The 15830-nt window shown below is 31.1% G+C and carries 7 protein-coding genes; all 7 read right to left on the minus strand.

Annotated features, from left to right (window positions below; all coding sequences use genetic code 11):
• Window positions 1-3: 3 nt before the first annotated feature.
• Genes D1816_RS17380 through vgrG form a run of 7 tightly spaced genes read right to left on the minus strand, consistent with a single transcriptional unit; the run spans window position 4 to window position 15830 of the window.
• Window positions 4-5706: a contractile injection system tape measure protein gene (locus D1816_RS17380; protein ID WP_118504486.1), complete on the minus strand. Its 5703-nt coding sequence runs from the start codon at window positions 5704-5706 to the stop codon at window positions 4-6.
• Entirely contained in the window at window positions 5703-8813 is a 3111-nt protein-coding gene (locus D1816_RS17385; RefSeq protein ID WP_118504488.1) for a hypothetical protein, read from the minus strand. The genes D1816_RS17380 and D1816_RS17385 overlap by 4 nt, the downstream gene beginning before the upstream one ends.
• 23 nt (window positions 8814-8836) lie before the next feature.
• A complete protein-coding gene (locus tag D1816_RS17390; RefSeq protein WP_118504490.1) occupies window positions 8837-9718 on the minus strand; it encodes a hypothetical protein in 882 nt (293 codons plus the stop codon).
• Between the two features lie 9 nt (window positions 9719-9727).
• Window positions 9728-13279 carry a hypothetical protein gene (locus D1816_RS17395; protein WP_118504492.1) on the minus strand — a complete coding sequence of 1184 codons (3552 nt, stop codon included), beginning with the start codon at window positions 13277-13279 and terminating at the stop codon, window positions 9728-9730.
• Between the two features lie 26 nt (window positions 13280-13305).
• Entirely contained in the window at window positions 13306-13719 is a 414-nt protein-coding gene (locus D1816_RS17400) for a GPW/gp25 family protein (RefSeq protein WP_118504494.1), read from the minus strand.
• A gap of 4 nt (window positions 13720-13723) precedes the next feature.
• Complete coding sequence (locus D1816_RS17405) at window positions 13724-14023, minus strand: PAAR domain-containing protein (protein ID WP_066315571.1); 300 nt, start codon at window positions 14021-14023, stop codon at window positions 13724-13726.
• 10 nt (window positions 14024-14033) lie between these two features.
• Window positions 14034-15830 (minus strand): type VI secretion system tip protein VgrG, encoded by a 1797-nt coding sequence (gene vgrG, locus D1816_RS17410; protein ID WP_118504496.1) that lies wholly within the window; start codon window positions 15828-15830, stop codon window positions 14034-14036.

The following is a 15830-nucleotide window of genomic DNA, read 5'->3' on the forward strand; positions in this document are numbered from 1 at the left end:
TTGTTATATCCATTCTACAAATAATGGTTTTTTCATCCATGGAAGTTTCACTAACGAAATATTCCAGGAAATAGAACTAAGCAGAACATCTACACCTTTTTTTTCGACTTTAAGGGTTATTTGTTCCTCTTCAAATTTTAAAACTCCTTCTCTTTGTAAAAAGGTTTCTTGAATGCCTTCTGGAGATGAATTTTTAACCTTTTCCCAATTATTAATTACTCCATACAATAGACTATATGCCATATCTTTTTCTTCTTGAGAAAGTATAGTAAAGGGCGGTAGATGTTCTTGAGATGGCATTCCTACTAAAATCTTATTTAACACTAATTGATGTTCTGGGAAATCTATTGTAGCATACGCTAGATACTGAAGCATGTAAACGGCTTTATGCATACTATCTAGGTCTACAAATGCTCTGTTTTTTACAAGCGTAAAATGTTCAAATAGTCGAGTTAGAAAAGGCCATAAAATGATCAAGCCAGCGTTGTAAATTTGAACTTCTATACCTGTTTCTTCTTCTGGTATTAAATTGTTTTCTAGATTATTTCTGTAATTATCTATTTCAGGTTCTGATGTTTCAGTTTGAAATAGTTTTACTAATCCCTTAGGAAAAGTTAATTGGTCCTTGTTTTTAGAAGATTGAACAAGTTTATAGACTGTTGTTAACGTATCGCCCCAATCAACTTGTTGATGCTTACTTTTTACGTATTTTAGAAAATCATGATGAAATTGCTCGGTTATTTCTTTAGTGTCATTATTATAATACTCAAAACTAAACTCATACACTATACGTCGCCAGCGAGTTGGATTAATATTCCGGAAATAAAAATATGAAGACAATGCTATGTATTCTCTAACCTGATCTGTGATTTTTAATTTCTCTTTGCTCCAAACAGTTAAAATCTCATTATCATCCAAAGAATAAAGATGTTTAGATAGTAGGTGAGTGTCTTTATAGTCTTTTTGAATTAATTGAGCTATGCTAATAGGTGCATCTGGTTTTAGAATGCTATTGGGTACTAAATTTAAGCTTGTTTTTTCTTCTTTCTTTTTAAGTGATTTCTTCCAAAGTGTTTTTAGTGATGTATCATTCGGGATTAATTGATCAAATTCATTAATTAGTGCAATTGGTAATTGATGTGCTAATTTATCCAAAGTATACTTTTCTTTTTCTAATTGAAAGAAGGCTTCCTTAAACTCTTTAGGAAAAAGTTTTTTTCTTTTTTTTATCTGAATAAATAGCTCAGATATCACTGAAGTATTAGACCACCATGGGAAAAACCTGTTGTTTGCATAAAACTTAAGGATTGAGATGTAATATTGAACTTCTTGGGATGAGTTTTTGGTAGCTAACGTGTCGTTAGATACTATATGCATATCTGTAGTAAAGTGGCCAGATGTTTTTGTTTCTTTTTTATGTACTTCATTTGACCACTGTATCACTGTATTTTTTACGTCACCTAATTTTGATACTTTTATTTCTTCGATGATGTCGTCGAAAGCGTACTCTTTGTTTACATCTGTTAAGCTTTGACGCAAATAATTCATAAATGCCTCGATAAAAGTTTGTAGAGTGTGTTCTTTTTCTTCAATAAAAATTGAAATCCCAAAACGTAGCACTATAGATTTCCAAAAGGTCTCATCTATTATGTTTGACACCTTTCCTGGTGAAAATGAAATAAGATGATTTAGATAAGGTCGTGTTTGTTTGGTCCAGAACGCAAATGCTTTTGGAATTTGATAATCTTTAGTAATAGAAACAACTTTCTTAAATAGAATTTGATTACCTATGATAAAGGCAAGAAGTGTTCTAAAATTTGTGGTATTAGATTTATTTAGATACTCAGGAGATTTTTCTAACTCTATATCTGTTGTATTTTTTTTGTATGACACAGTAGGAGGCGAATACCCAAAGAGCTGTGATAAGATAAAGTATTCCTTTTTAAAAAAATAGATCAAATATTCCTCAAAAATATCTGTAGAAGTATGTTCGGTTACTATTTGAACTCTTTTAATTAACATTTCAGAAATGTTGTTTCTTTCAAGTAGAACAACTAAAAATTGATCTTTTCTCTCAAGAACTTCATTAAGTAATTTTTGAACGTCTTTAAGGCGTAAATCATAAAATGTTTCAGGCAATTGGCCAGAAATTAAATAGTGCCCTATGATTTTATGCCTATAAATAGTAAGATAACCCTCTGTAAAAGCAACTTTGTTTTTAGACTTGCTTTCGAATTGTAGTGATTCATTTTCTTTTTTAGAAAGTAGATTCTGTATGTGTGAGATCTCTGCGAATTGTTTTTCTTCGGCAATTAACCTCTTTATCTTATGAAGATCAATTTGGCCCTGTGCCGTTACAAATTTTTTAAGATTAGCACTAATTTTATGATTTTTTACGCCTGATGCATACATTAGAAATATGATATATTCTTCTTTATCAAATACTCTAATAGTATTTTCATTATAATATAGGATTGTTGATATTATAAGTTTCTTTATCGCTAATGTAGGTTTTTGAAGTACTTCATTTTTATCTTGCAGTATCAGATGGTTTGTAAATGAAATTAGTAACCGTATAAGCTCATCTGCAGTATGCTGATAGTATAATTTTAAAATTTGTTGTATTCCATTTTTAGTAAGGTTATCAAATAAAACATCTCTTTTTTCTTTATGTTCAAGAACTTCTTTAATCTGCTTTTTTAAAAGTCTGCGAGTTGTCTTTTTAAAATCAATATTACCTGAGTTTAGTAGTGTTATAAGTTCATTAACGGTAAGTTGTTTTTTCTTGTGTGATATTAATTCAGAAACATCTTTATATTGGGATGTTGTTAATGCGTCGACTATTAAATTTACTGTAGTTTCGTTTTCTGTATATGTTTTGATAGAGTTTAATAACAGTTGAGGTGTTGCATTAAAATCTTTTAGTACTTTATGAATAATAACATCTAAAAAATGTTTTTTAGTAAAGACCTCACTTGTTTTTGTAAAGAGATAGTTTAGTATATAGAAATTGATTTTTTGTAAAACATCATGAGTGTTAAATTCATTAAAACCACCGGCATTTTTGATGTGCATCAGAATTTTTTTGACCTCTAAAATCCATGTGCTATTATTGGCATCTTGTACTTGTAATACTTGGTCAAAAAGTTGCGGTGATAAACTAGCCACTATTCTTTTTGTCACTTGCTCATTTTTACTATGGATCAGTAGCATTTTTCTGAAAGTATCTCTTGATTGATCAAGAGCTTTAAGAACGAGTTCTTCTATAGTAATAGAGGAATCTACCCAGAAAGGAAGATATCCTTTATCAAAATACTGAGCGATTGCATTAATTAAATAGCTATCTGGTTTAGAATCTTTATCTGCGGTATCCGAAACGAGAACCTTTTTTTTAGTTTCATTATTTTGTTGAGAGACTAAGCTAGTTTTGGTTTCTCGAGTTTTAAAAGCTTTTTTTTCTGTAAACAAAACAGGATCAATGTTTGATGTAATATTTTTAAAATTCTCGAGCCTTTGTTTTACTAATGCAGTGGTAGTTACATTTCCTGTATAGGTGTTAATAGATTTTATCAAGGGTTGCGGCTGTAAATTAAAAACTCGCAATACATTGTTTAGTATAGTATCTAAGAAATTTGATTTATTAAAAGATACACTGGTTGTATTAAGTAGATATTGTAGTATAAAGAAATTGATTTTTTGTAAAAAATCATGATCACTAAATTGATGAAATCTGTTTGCTGTTTTTGTGTGTATTAAAATTGCTCTAACTTCAAAAATCCATACATTATTTATTGCATCTTGTGCTTGAATTAGTTGATCAAAAAGCTCAGGAATTAAACTAGATGTTATTCTATTACTTATATTTTCATTCTTACCATTAGTGACTAGAGTTTTTATAAAAGCATTTTTAGATTGCTTTAGCGCCTTGCTTACAAGATCGTTTATAGTTACAGAAGAATCGACCCAGAAAGGAAAATATCCTTTTTTAAAATATGCTATTATTGCCGTAATCAAGTAGGTGTCTGGTTTTAAATCGTTATCAGAATTATCTAGATTTTTAGAAACCTCGTAGATTTTATTTTTTTTGTGATCTGTTGGTAATTTTTTGGTGGTTGTGTGAAGATTTTTGAGGTCTTCTTTTTCAAAATTTGTATCGACTTTAGTTTTTAAAATGAGCTCTTGATTTTTTTCTATTGCCTTATTAAAAAGAGTTAGAGTAGTTGTATTTTTTGTAGAAGACTTTATTGACTCTAATAATCGTTCAGGTTTTATGCTAAATTTGATCATCAATCGTTGAATGATATCCTCTAAGAGTTCTGCCTTGTTAAAAGTATTATTTGTTTTTGTTAAGAGGTCATGTAGTATAAAAATGTTGATTTCTCTAAGAAAATCATTGTCGCTTACTGTATTTAAATTCGTATTCTTTTTTGCATGTATTAGTATTGCTCTTACTTCTAAAATCCATTCATTATTGGTAGTGTTTAGTACTAGAAGTATTTTGTCAAAAAGTTCAGGAGTTAAACTAGATGCTATCCTATTGCTTACATTTTTGTTCTCACCATTGGCAAGAAGTGTTTTTATAAAAGCATCCTTAGATTGCTCTAACGTTCTACTGATAAGGTTTTCTATAGTAATTGATTTGTTTATCCAGAAAGGAAAATGTCCTCTTGTTAGATATTCGATTATAGCCTCTAGTACTTGTGAGTCTGTTGTCGAATTGATATCCAGACTTTCGTCTACCTTAAGTTTTTTCTTTTTTAGTAAGGAATTTGCATTGGTTTCAAGTATTTGAATATTTTCTTTTTCGGAACTCTTATAAATATCAATTTCTGAAATGTTGCTTATGAATTTTTCAAGTACTTTATGTACAAGAATAAGAATCGTCTGATTTCCTGAATATGATTTGACTGCCTTTAATAATAATTGCGGTTCTAACTTGAATTCTTGAATTACTTTTTTTAGCATACTGTCTAAAAATTGACCTTCGCTAAAAACGGCACTGGTTTGAGTTAATACGTAGTGTATGATAAAAAAATTGACTGTTCTCAAAAAATGCTCATCATTTGTTTTATTGAAGTTACTGGTCTTTTTGATATGCATAAGAATTTTTCGAACCTCAAAAATCCACGAAGTGTTTGTAGTATGAAGCATCAGAAATATCTCATCAAAGAGTTGAATAGGTAGATTAAATGCGATCCTTTTACTTATAGTATCATATTTCCCAATAGTAATAAGCATAGTTTTAAAATCATCCTTTGCTTGCTGCATGATTTTGATAACTAAATCTTGAATAGCAATTGATCCATTTACCCAAGATGGTAAATAGCCATGAGTAAGATATATTTCTATAGCCTCAATTAAGTATGCATCTGATCCAGAATTTCTATAAATAGTTTGTAAAGAATGGCTATTTTTTTTAGCGCTTAGTTTATCATGCAACGCAGTTTCTAAAGCTATTTTAATCCTTTCTCCAAGATTTGTTGTAAACTCTGACTCATTAATTTGGCCTATATCAATTTCAAGTTTAGATAGTTCTAAAAGTGCTTCTTCGGGTATTGTATTAGAAATAGCTTCTTCGAGATGTGGTAATATATGTGTATTAAAAATTGACTCAATCAAAATATTGCCCCTAGATGCAGAGGTTTTACTCTCGTATTTTAAACTAAAAGTAGAGGTATCCACAATATCATGATTGGATTTTATCATTCGTTAGTTTGTTTTAGGTTAGTGATTTTTTCGTAAACTGTATAAGCCGCTTGTGCTATTTTTTCTAATGATTCTTTAGAAGGGTTAGCTCTTGATTTTAATTTCCCCCAATGAAAGTATACTTTTTCAAACTCCTCTAATTTTTTTTTGTCAAGCCAAATAATATCATTGCTTAGGTGAGCCGGGATTCTTTCATGAACAAGGTCAGAAACGTAGGCTCTGAATTGCTCATCCTGAAACCTTGCGGGCCAATCTGGTAATAAAATGGAAACATTTAAATCAAAAAAATCTTCATTAATAATTTTTCCATTGGGTAATTTTCTCTGAAAAACCAATCGCCTCTGTCTATATTCTTTTTTAGAACCTTTAGAACGTAAACTCTCCATTTCCTCAAGACGTAATCTACCATGCTCGCCATATGGATCATTAAACAATTGAATAAAATGTTTGGTTTTTTTATAAACTTGATCAAGTGCTTCGGTTTGTTTAGGTGCATAAGATGCGAGTATGATTCCGTCGGGATTTTTAAGTACCCATTTTCCATTATCAAATGAATAAGAATCTTTGTTTAAACCAATTTCAAAGAATTGAATTATTCTTTTTGCCTTTTTGTAAACGGTTTTAAGTTCATCGGTAAGAATTTTAAGATTTTCATTGTCGTTTATATCCGCTCTTAGAATGTGATCTTCATGTTTTATGACCCATTTTCCTTTGTTATAACAGTAGTGTCCCCTTTGCAATTCATTAGTAAGCCGTAGAAATTTTGGATTATCGGTTTTAAAAGACACCAGTATTCGGTCCTTATTTTTAATAATCCATTTTTCATCAAAAAAAGAGTAAGAGTATGTATCTAAACTAGCAAATAAGTCATTTCTATCTTCTTCTGTATCCAACCAAGATTCATCTTCTATAGTTCTAAATAGAGGCATGTTGTATTGATCTAGAAAACAAAAACCGTATTTGGTGTCTCTTAAACAGTCTCTAAGCATGATATGATCAACAATATACAGACCTTCTGATTTTTTGTTTTGTTCAATCATATGTGATACAATATGATGAATGCTACTAATCGCTTTTTTTTCGCTAGAACATTTTAATAAAGAAATCCATTCATTCTTTTTTTGACGAAATAAAATTTCAATTTTATTATCAAGTCCTTTGGCTTTAGAAATTCTATAATTATTATAATCAAGAGTTTCTTGAAATAAGGATTGAAAACGTATGCCTTTAAATCGTATATCCTGAATGGTTTCTTTGAAGAGATGTCTATTTTCGATTTCGTCTGTATTTAGACCTCTATAGTTCTCCTTAATTTCTTTTTCTTGTATGCTGTTTTTTTTATCACGTTTCACTTCGTTTTCATGTTCAAACTCAAAGTAAGTAGCGTTATCTACTAATGATCTATTATCTCTAGGAAGGATTCCGGTTTTTGCTACAATGATTTGTTCTAAACCGGAGGGGTTTCTTTTACCATTAACAAATGATTCTCCTTTTGTTCTTTGATAACTAAGCTGATCTATATGTTGTAAAAATTCTGACTTTTTTTGAAGAAAACTATCCCAAAATTCATCCTCTGTTTTGATCATATTCACGTTCCAAGCTATTTTCCATGGTATATCGCTTAGGTGTTCTCCAAATCTTGCTAAGAGGTGATTAAATACCCTGTTCTTTCTTTCGAAAAAAACAGGATCAGGTTTTGCTTTTTTTTGATGAGATAAATTTTCATTTTTCTCAAGTTTTTCGATCTGGGGGACAGATGATAATTTTTGAGTAAAATAAGTCTGTTTGACTCCATCTAAGTAATTACTATTAAAAAACTCGTCAATATGTCCAATTTGTGCCAAATGATTGGCTAGATGTTGTTCAAAAAAAAGAAGATATGCTTTAAGTTGTAGTGCTTTTGCATGTCTTTCTTTAGGTTCTTGTCTAGATATACCTTTACTACCTATACCATAGATATTTGGAAAATGATTTTGAATAGAATAGTAGTCTGTGGGGTTTTGATAAGTAGCATTTAATTTTTCTTCAAAAGCATCATTTTTTATATCTCCGACAGCATAATCTCTATATTTTTTTGACCACTTGTCAAAAAACAAACTATTTATTTGTTCTTTATTGTATAATGTAATTTTATTATTATTTACGAATACATTCATCTTAGAATATATAGTTTCAAAACTATCATCAAATACATGAAAAAATTTGTTAGGTGCTACTTCTAATTCTCGAGATGTCTTACCGTTGTAATTTTCTATATGAGTTACGTTGCATTTAAGAACCCCATCAATTTTTGTAAATAGTTTTTGGATTTCATCGACATGAATGATTTTAATTCGGTTTTTTAAATCCTCATTTTTGATAAACCCTTTATTCAATTTAGGTCCCGAAAAAACTCTTTCTAATCGACTATGATCGGCTTTCATCTCTTGAAAGCTGTAGTATTGTATTGGGCAATACACAAACTCTAATAAGGTAACAAAAAGGTTTGCTATAATTTCTTCGATATCTAGTTGCTCTTTGATATAAACCTGAAAGTTAATCGCAATATTTTGGTTTGACAGTAAACATATATCATCAAAATCTTCACCCAAATTTCTGGTTTCGGTTAAGAATTCTTTAATCTTAGTTAAAAACGCTTTCTCTTTTTTTGTTGTTAACTGGCTATGAAAATTTAACTTAGGTAATATTTCTATTTGATAGGTGCCATTTAGTTGCTCTTGATATCCAATGTTTTCTTTTGTAGTAATCCAAACGTTTTGAATTTCATCAAATCGATCAATGATCAATTTTTTTAGATCGTTTAATGTAATGGGGTGAGAACTTAAAATAGCAGAAGGAGCAAAAAATGTATTTTTTAATGCGTCAATTTTTAATCCCTCACCAGGCACTAATAAATCTTCGATAGGAAAAGAGGTACGGTAAGCTATATCTGTTAGTGCATAGCATAACTGCTCTAGTATGGTAACCCCAGGGTCGTGGGCGTTAAAATCTGTCCAAACCTCACCACTTAGCTCCTGGATATACTCCAGTCCTTTTTCGCGCAATTCTGAAAAATTCAGACTTACGTTTTCGGTTTCATTGTTAGAAAAGCTAGCAGATTCCTTCACGCATTTAAATTTTTAATATTCTATTATTCTGTTGTTGGTGCTAAAAAATTCGAATCCCATAGTATCGAGACCTTATAGAGTATGGTTATGCCATTTCCATAATCACCTTTTGTGCGTATTTGCAGATTATACGCATTAATATCTTTTACTTCCCATAGTGCCTTAATTTTACTCCACCATGTATCACTTTTTGGATCCGGTTTTTCTTGTGGATTGCCTAATTTTACTCGTGTTGGTCTTGACTCCCAACGAATATCAATTTTATTCCACCATTTGCCATAATGAGCGCAGGTTTTAGTTATTTTGGGTTTTGAATTTCCATGAGTGCAAACCGCGGTGGCATGTAGTAATGAATATTTGCCATCCCCCTTTTTACCTTGCACATATGCAGTTATTTCATAGGCATTACAACCGCTTAGGTTCTTTTCGAAAACATTATACCAATTGCCATCTGCAGCTAGTTTACCATCATGATAATTACCTATTCGTCCCTGAGAAGAAACAATACCTTTAACCTCTAATTTTTGTGAGGGAGTATTGGTCCCTATTCCTATATTTCCTCCTTGCCTAAGAAAAAGTGCTGAGGCATTTTCCTTTTCTGAAGATGTTTTACTTTCTTGTTTTCCGGATTCTTTTACTTCTTGTATAATGAGCCCCTTATTTTTTGAAGCCAACATGACCCATTTTGCACTTTCATCATCAATATCTTCAAAAAAACTTAATAATTCTCCTTTATTGGCAGGGTATATCATTAAACCATCCTCTTCATCTATGTCAATTTTATCATCAACCTTATTAAATGTAGAATCTATTAGTTTTTTAAAATGATCATCCGTTGGAAGTCTACCCTTACTGAATAAGTTTTTGAGTATTTTCCTATCTGTAATGTTTCCTCGATTTTTCATTTTTAAGTATTAATTATAATTCTCTTCGATATCACTAATCACAAAATCTGATGCTAATGATAAATCTCCTATTCTGGATATTTTGGGTGAAGACGCCACATTATTTTTGATGATATTGATATGGTGATTTTTAACAGAAGTGAGCATTGCATATGGTGTAATTGTTCTTAGGGATTCTATTTTTCGAATTTTAGCGGTATCTATTATTTTATATTTTCCTTGAACTTCGATGAGCTGTAATACAGAAAATTCTGTAACAAACGCTACGTATGGTCTACTTTCGATAAAATTTAAGATTTCGGTTTTTGAGATGGATTCATCAAAACCTTTTTCAACAAACGAACTTTCTATATCCGGAGATAAAAAGAGGATGAGTTCATTATTAAGTTTATTTCGTAAATATCCTCTTTTTTCATAATCGGTAAACTTCACACTGCATCGTACTTTTAATTGTTCATATACTGGATTAGAGACTTCAATTTTAGCAAAAGGAGATACAAATTGCTTTATATATTCTTTTATTTCTTCAAGTATATCAAAAGCAACTTCATTTCTTCTTTTATTGATCTCATTAGTAAGATTGCATTTGGGGATTACTACAATTTGTATAGCACTTCCTTTTACCAATTCATCAGGATGACTGTTTCGCCCATACACTCTTATTTTTTCAATTTGCGGAAATTTTTCTAGCACTAAACGTTCATAATCCCATTGAGATGTTGCTCTATTTTTATGCCTTAGTTGTTCATTTACTCGAGAATAAAAAGCACCTTCACTTTCGTTTAATTCATTCATTTTTAAATCAAATGGACCAAGAATATTGACTATGTTGGGGTGTTCGTCAAAACTAATTTTTTGAACTTTAGCATTTTGAATGTTATTTGTGTAAGTTGTTGTTTCTGAAAGTAGATGTTCAGAAGTTACCATAACTGCATTAGTAACTATATTTTTGATTTTAGAATTAAGATCTTCTTTGCCTATCGACACAGCTCTTATCCAAAACTTTTCTTTTGCCAGCCGAGTATTATCTAACGGGATAATTTTTGGAATTTCTATTTTAACTACTCCTGATCGTATAAGACCATCTGTTCCATCTTCTAATAAAAATTGAGAAAAAGACAACCATTCATTGTTAGAAAGATATTCCCAATGAATAGAAGGTTTTTTTATGATCGTATGCATGTATACTGCAGGTATTAAATCAAAGCCTATGCTAATAATTTCTCCTGATTTTACATTTGTTAAACCAATGCATAAATTTCCTTTATGTTCTATGCGTGGTAAAAAATAAGAAGGTGATCTTATTGGACCAGGAAATGTCTGTATGTGTCCAAAAGGGTATAAATGTATTAGTTTTATATCACTCTCACTCTCTTCTTTTTTTCTTAACATTATCTCTTTCGTGTAATTAGAATATGAAATTGTGAGTTGTTCAAGAACAGGAGTATATGGTTGTTTTGGTAGTGAGATACTTTTTTTTCTAAATCTGCTACTTTTTAAAGCTGCCTTAGCATAGAGGTCAGAAAATATTTGATGACCAAATGCTATATCAGGGCTGGACAAAACAATATATAAAGGAGAAGAAGTACCGTTAGTATTTTCTTTGGATGAAGTGATTTGATTTCTAAAAATGATATTATCAAGGTTGAGACTAACTTTTTTAGTACTTACTAAGCTATCTGTTCTAGGATCAGCATCAAAAAGCTCAAAAGATTGTTGATTTTGTTTCCCTAGACTTTGTATAGCACTTCTGGTTTGACTTATTATTGCTTTAAAAGCAGTAGTGTTTATGTTATTTGGATATGCCTTGTAGTATTCTTCAAAACCATTTCTTTCTTGCGGAAGACCGCCCCAATCTAAATCAAATTGTAGTTTTGAAAGACTTTTTTGTAAAATGATTGGATTTTCAATTCGTAAATAACTACCAACATACGGTGTAGATCCAAACGGATTAAAGGGGATCGAACTGTCTAATTCTCCGGTAGAATTTGATAAAGCTACATTTGAGACTCCCGAAACAGAGGTTTCTATAGTAATATTTTCAATAATTAATTTTTCTAAAAACTTATATGGATGATATACTGCGTCATTGTTTAGAAGTAGTTTTATGCAAGGCCAATTTGATTCAAAGCCTCCATCATGTATTTTCGGGTTAAAAGGAATAAGTGTTTCAGAATTCTCATGTAATTCTACAATAAACGTAAGTGACGCTTTAGAAACTTGAAATATGGTTTTGATATGATCAATACACTTCCAACCGTTTTTATCTGTTATATAGAGTTTAAATGCTTCTCTAAAGAAACGAGTAATACTACGTTTTTTTATTTCTTCAATATCTAAAGACGAAAGTTCACGGTTTTTTTGTTTAATTTCTTGAGCAACCAAGGCATTAAAAGTTGCTTTTGTTTGCTCATCTTCATAAGAAGCCGAAGTCATATTTAAGGTAAGTGTAATTTTTTGTTTTCCTTTTTCAAGAATTAACGAGGGAGAACTTATTACAACTCCTATATCACTTAGGTTAATTGTTCTTTCTGAATCTATATCATGCATTTGCTCCTCACCAAGAGCCGATGGAAAATCAAGATTGTTTGGATTCTCTTTGTCGATTAGGTTGATATAGTTTAAATCATTGCCAAAAATATGACTATCGTAAAGTATGTTAATTGTAAAATCATCCCCGTCAAACGTATTACTATAAGGAGAATAGTCACTTTTATAAAGTGTTCTAACATCGGCAATTTTTGCTTTAGTAATTTGGGTGGTGGCAATAGTTTCAAAAGTTGATTGTTGATTATCTTCAAAAATAAAATCAATTTTTCTACCCTTATTAATAATGACACCTTCAGTCACTTCGTCAAGCTCTAATGCAATTATAGCTGAGTGAGGTTTTAATTTTTTTCTTTTTTGCTCTAAGATTTTAAGATAATAATAGTCAAGATGTTTTTTTGTGGTTAAATTGATATCTTTTTGTACGTTCTGAAATAATTTGAAAAATGAAAGCAGTAATCCTAGGTGTGGATGATGATTCGAATTGATAAGTTCTTCTGTAAATCTATTATTAGCCTTTTCTTTTATAAAAACAATGTTTCCATAAACTTTCTTATAGATTTCATGTACTAGTTCTTTATTTTTCTTTTCTGTTAAAAGATTTTTATCTGGTATAGATCTAGACAACATTATAAGTTCTTTTAACAAGGGGTCTTTATGATCAGATTTTTTTAATAAGGTAGACCAGTATGAAATGAGATTAATCATACGAATAAGCTGTTTTTTTATTTCTTCTATGCTAGTTGTATGTGACTCATTAGATATTGATTCATTGTTTATTTTAAAGGTATTTATATTTGTTGCAGCAATCATTGCTATAATAAAAGCTGGGTCATTTAAAAAAAATGGTTTCCAATCCCCTGCTATCTTATTATCTAAGTTGTAGTAATTTATATTTTCAGAATAATCAATAGTAAATTGGACTAAATCCAACATAGATCTCTCATCAATTGAAATATAATTTGGATTTAGTGATGTATTATTTCTATACTTTTGACTTGTGCCTTTATTCATGTAAATCAAATAAAAATTTGATAGTATTAAAGATTCGTACCCTCTTTGGTATAAAAAGGAAATACTATATTGTTTCTTGTATTTGTAATTATTACAGTATAAAATAGATGAACATATATCAAACCATAGGTTTGAGTATCATCTTCGATCTCAATTTTATCCAGTTTTATTCTTGGTTCATTTAAAAGTAATGCATCATAAATAGTATCTTTTAACATGGTTCTATGTGTTGGATCATTTGATTCAAACACGAAACTTTTAATATCACATCCAAAATCAGGAAACATTGTTCGCTCTCCCGGAATGGTTCCTATAATGATTCCAAGACTTTGTTTAATGTCTTCATCGTCTTCTACCATTTCTACTTGTCCGCTTTCTTGGTTAAAAACAGGAGGAAACCCCCAACCTTTACCTAAAAATGAATCGTTTTTGAGTTTCATAGTTTTAACCTCCTATCATTACCGTTGGACATCCTAAGACAATGCTACCGCCGTGTGCGGTAGTATCTCCCATTCTTGCTGCTGGTTTGCCACCTATTAAAACTGTTGCAGATCCTTTTACTATCGAATCTGGAGGCCCCACGCATACAAGACTATCACCCATTACAGCGGCGGGCAATTTTTCGATCAATACAGTGGGAACTCCTGGTCCAATTATTGGTCCTCCAACGTGAGGAATTGGTGGTAATCCCGGTGTTTGCATTGGACATGTATGCATATCACTTAATCTAGCTGCTAATCCCATATATTTAGTATTAATTAATCATTACCATTGCACCTTTTACGGTGGTTTGGCCGGCGGCCGAAATTTCTGCAGAGGCATTTCCTTTTGCCGTTAAACTTGCTTTAGCACTTAACTGAATATTAGTACCATCTATAGCTACATCAGAATTTGCCTCTATATTTATTCCTGCAGAAGCCGAAATGTCTATGTTTCCTTTTGCAGATAGTTTTAGATCCTTTGAACTATCAATTGCAATTCCTGATTGATCCAGGAGTAAAGAATTTCCAGAAATATCCTTTGCGGTAATACTCTTGTTTTTATCATCCATAGTAAATGAATTGCCGCCGGGAGTTTCTATGGTTATGATTTTGTCTTTGTCGTCAAAACGTATATTGATTCCTGATTTTGAATAAATCGATTTATATTGATTCGTACTATCGGCAACTTCTTTAGGTTTATTTTTGGTATTATATAAGGCTCCTGTAATGACTGGGAACCTAGGGTCATTATTAATGAAAGTTACTACTACTTCATCGTCAATTTCTGGAAAGAAAAAAAAACCAGCATCGGCAGTTGCATACGGAAATGATAGCCTTGCCCAAATACCAGTAGTCTGACCTGTTCCTGAAAAAGTAGGTAAGTAAACCAATACACGATATTTACCTTCTGGATCTTCATCTATTTTTTTTACCTTACCGATCTGGGGTCCGCTTGTAGCAGGTATTAAGCCTGATGCCATTGTATCTCTAATGTCAGGTAAATAAGAATGCCACTTTGGGGCTCTTCCAACATGTAAAGTCGTAAGCCAACTCCCATCTTTTATTTCATGAATCACTTGAGAAAGGTACGCTTTGCCATTAAAACGTGCACTAAAACCAGAAATAGTAATGATATCCCCTGCGGTTAATGATGTAGTTCCTGGAACTACAATTTTACCTTGTACTTTGCTTAATATAGCTTTATTTGCAAGAGAGGATCCCCAGGATTTTAATTCATTTTTTGAAAGTGAAGCTGATGAATACTGATTAAATGTACCATTATCAACCGCTCCAGATATTTTTTTTGCAGATAAGTTTCCTTGAGAAAGGCTATCATTAATAGTAATAGAAACCGCATTCTCTTTTTGTGTTTTATCATCCCAAGCCGTAACTTGATAAGAATCAGATATTTTTTCGCTGTCAAGATTAAGATCAATATCGACAACATATTGAGAAGAATTTATCTCGTATTGTGGGGTATCACCAAAATTATTCTTTTTAATAATTAGATCGTTGTTCTTAGTTAATACTGTCATATCATTCATCTCTGCTCTAATCACTGTAAAATCCCAATCACTACAATTATATTGCATTAATACTGGCATTACCTGGGTAGTAGCATCCATAGTTAATTTTAAACCATATTTATCAACAATGCTTTTTATAGCGTCTGAATCTTTTTTGTCTTGAAAAATGCTATTAAACCGACCTTTGGTCATATTGACGGCTTTGTCTTTGCAGGTAATCATCAGTTGAGATTTACCGCGCTTAACTATTAATCTATGCGATATGATAATTCCTTGAAATGCAAGTTCTCTTTTGTTGTCATATCCTAACGATATTTTTATCTCGTTTCCGGGGATAAAATCATTTCCTTCACTATTGGTAAAGGGATTGTTTACAGCGCCTATTGCCCCGCCATCTTCTATACTTATAATCGCTGAAGATATTCTATTAACTTCTGTGTGAATGGATATTTCACTTACTTCTACGACATCTTTAATTTTAGAGCCATTGATACTAATATCAAAGCTTAATACACCATCTGATTGTTGTAATACTTTTGCCAT

The sequence above is a fragment of the Aquimarina sp. AD10 genome, from assembly GCF_003443715.1.
GTDB lineage: Bacteria > Bacteroidota > Bacteroidia > Flavobacteriales > Flavobacteriaceae > Aquimarina > Aquimarina aggregata.

Excerpts from the sequence above, each read along its gene's own strand:
- D1816_RS17380 (WP_118504486.1), bottom strand. The coding sequence starts at position 5,706 with ATGATAAAATCCAATCATGATATTGTGGATACCTCTACTTTTAGTTTA.
- D1816_RS17400 (WP_118504494.1), bottom strand. The coding sequence starts at position 13,719 with ATGAAACTCAAAAACGATTCATTTTTAGGTAAAGGTTGGGGGTTTCCT.
- vgrG (WP_118504496.1), bottom strand. The coding sequence starts at position 15,830 with ATGGCAAAAGTATTACAACAATCAGATGGTGTATTAAGCTTTGATATT.
- D1816_RS17395 (WP_118504492.1), bottom strand. The coding sequence starts at position 13,279 with ATGAATAAAGGCACAAGTCAAAAGTATAGAAATAATACATCACTAAAT.
- D1816_RS17390 (WP_118504490.1), bottom strand. The coding sequence starts at position 9,718 with ATGAAAAATCGAGGAAACATTACAGATAGGAAAATACTCAAAAACTTA.
- D1816_RS17405 (WP_066315571.1), bottom strand. The coding sequence starts at position 14,023 with ATGGGATTAGCAGCTAGATTAAGTGATATGCATACATGTCCAATGCAA.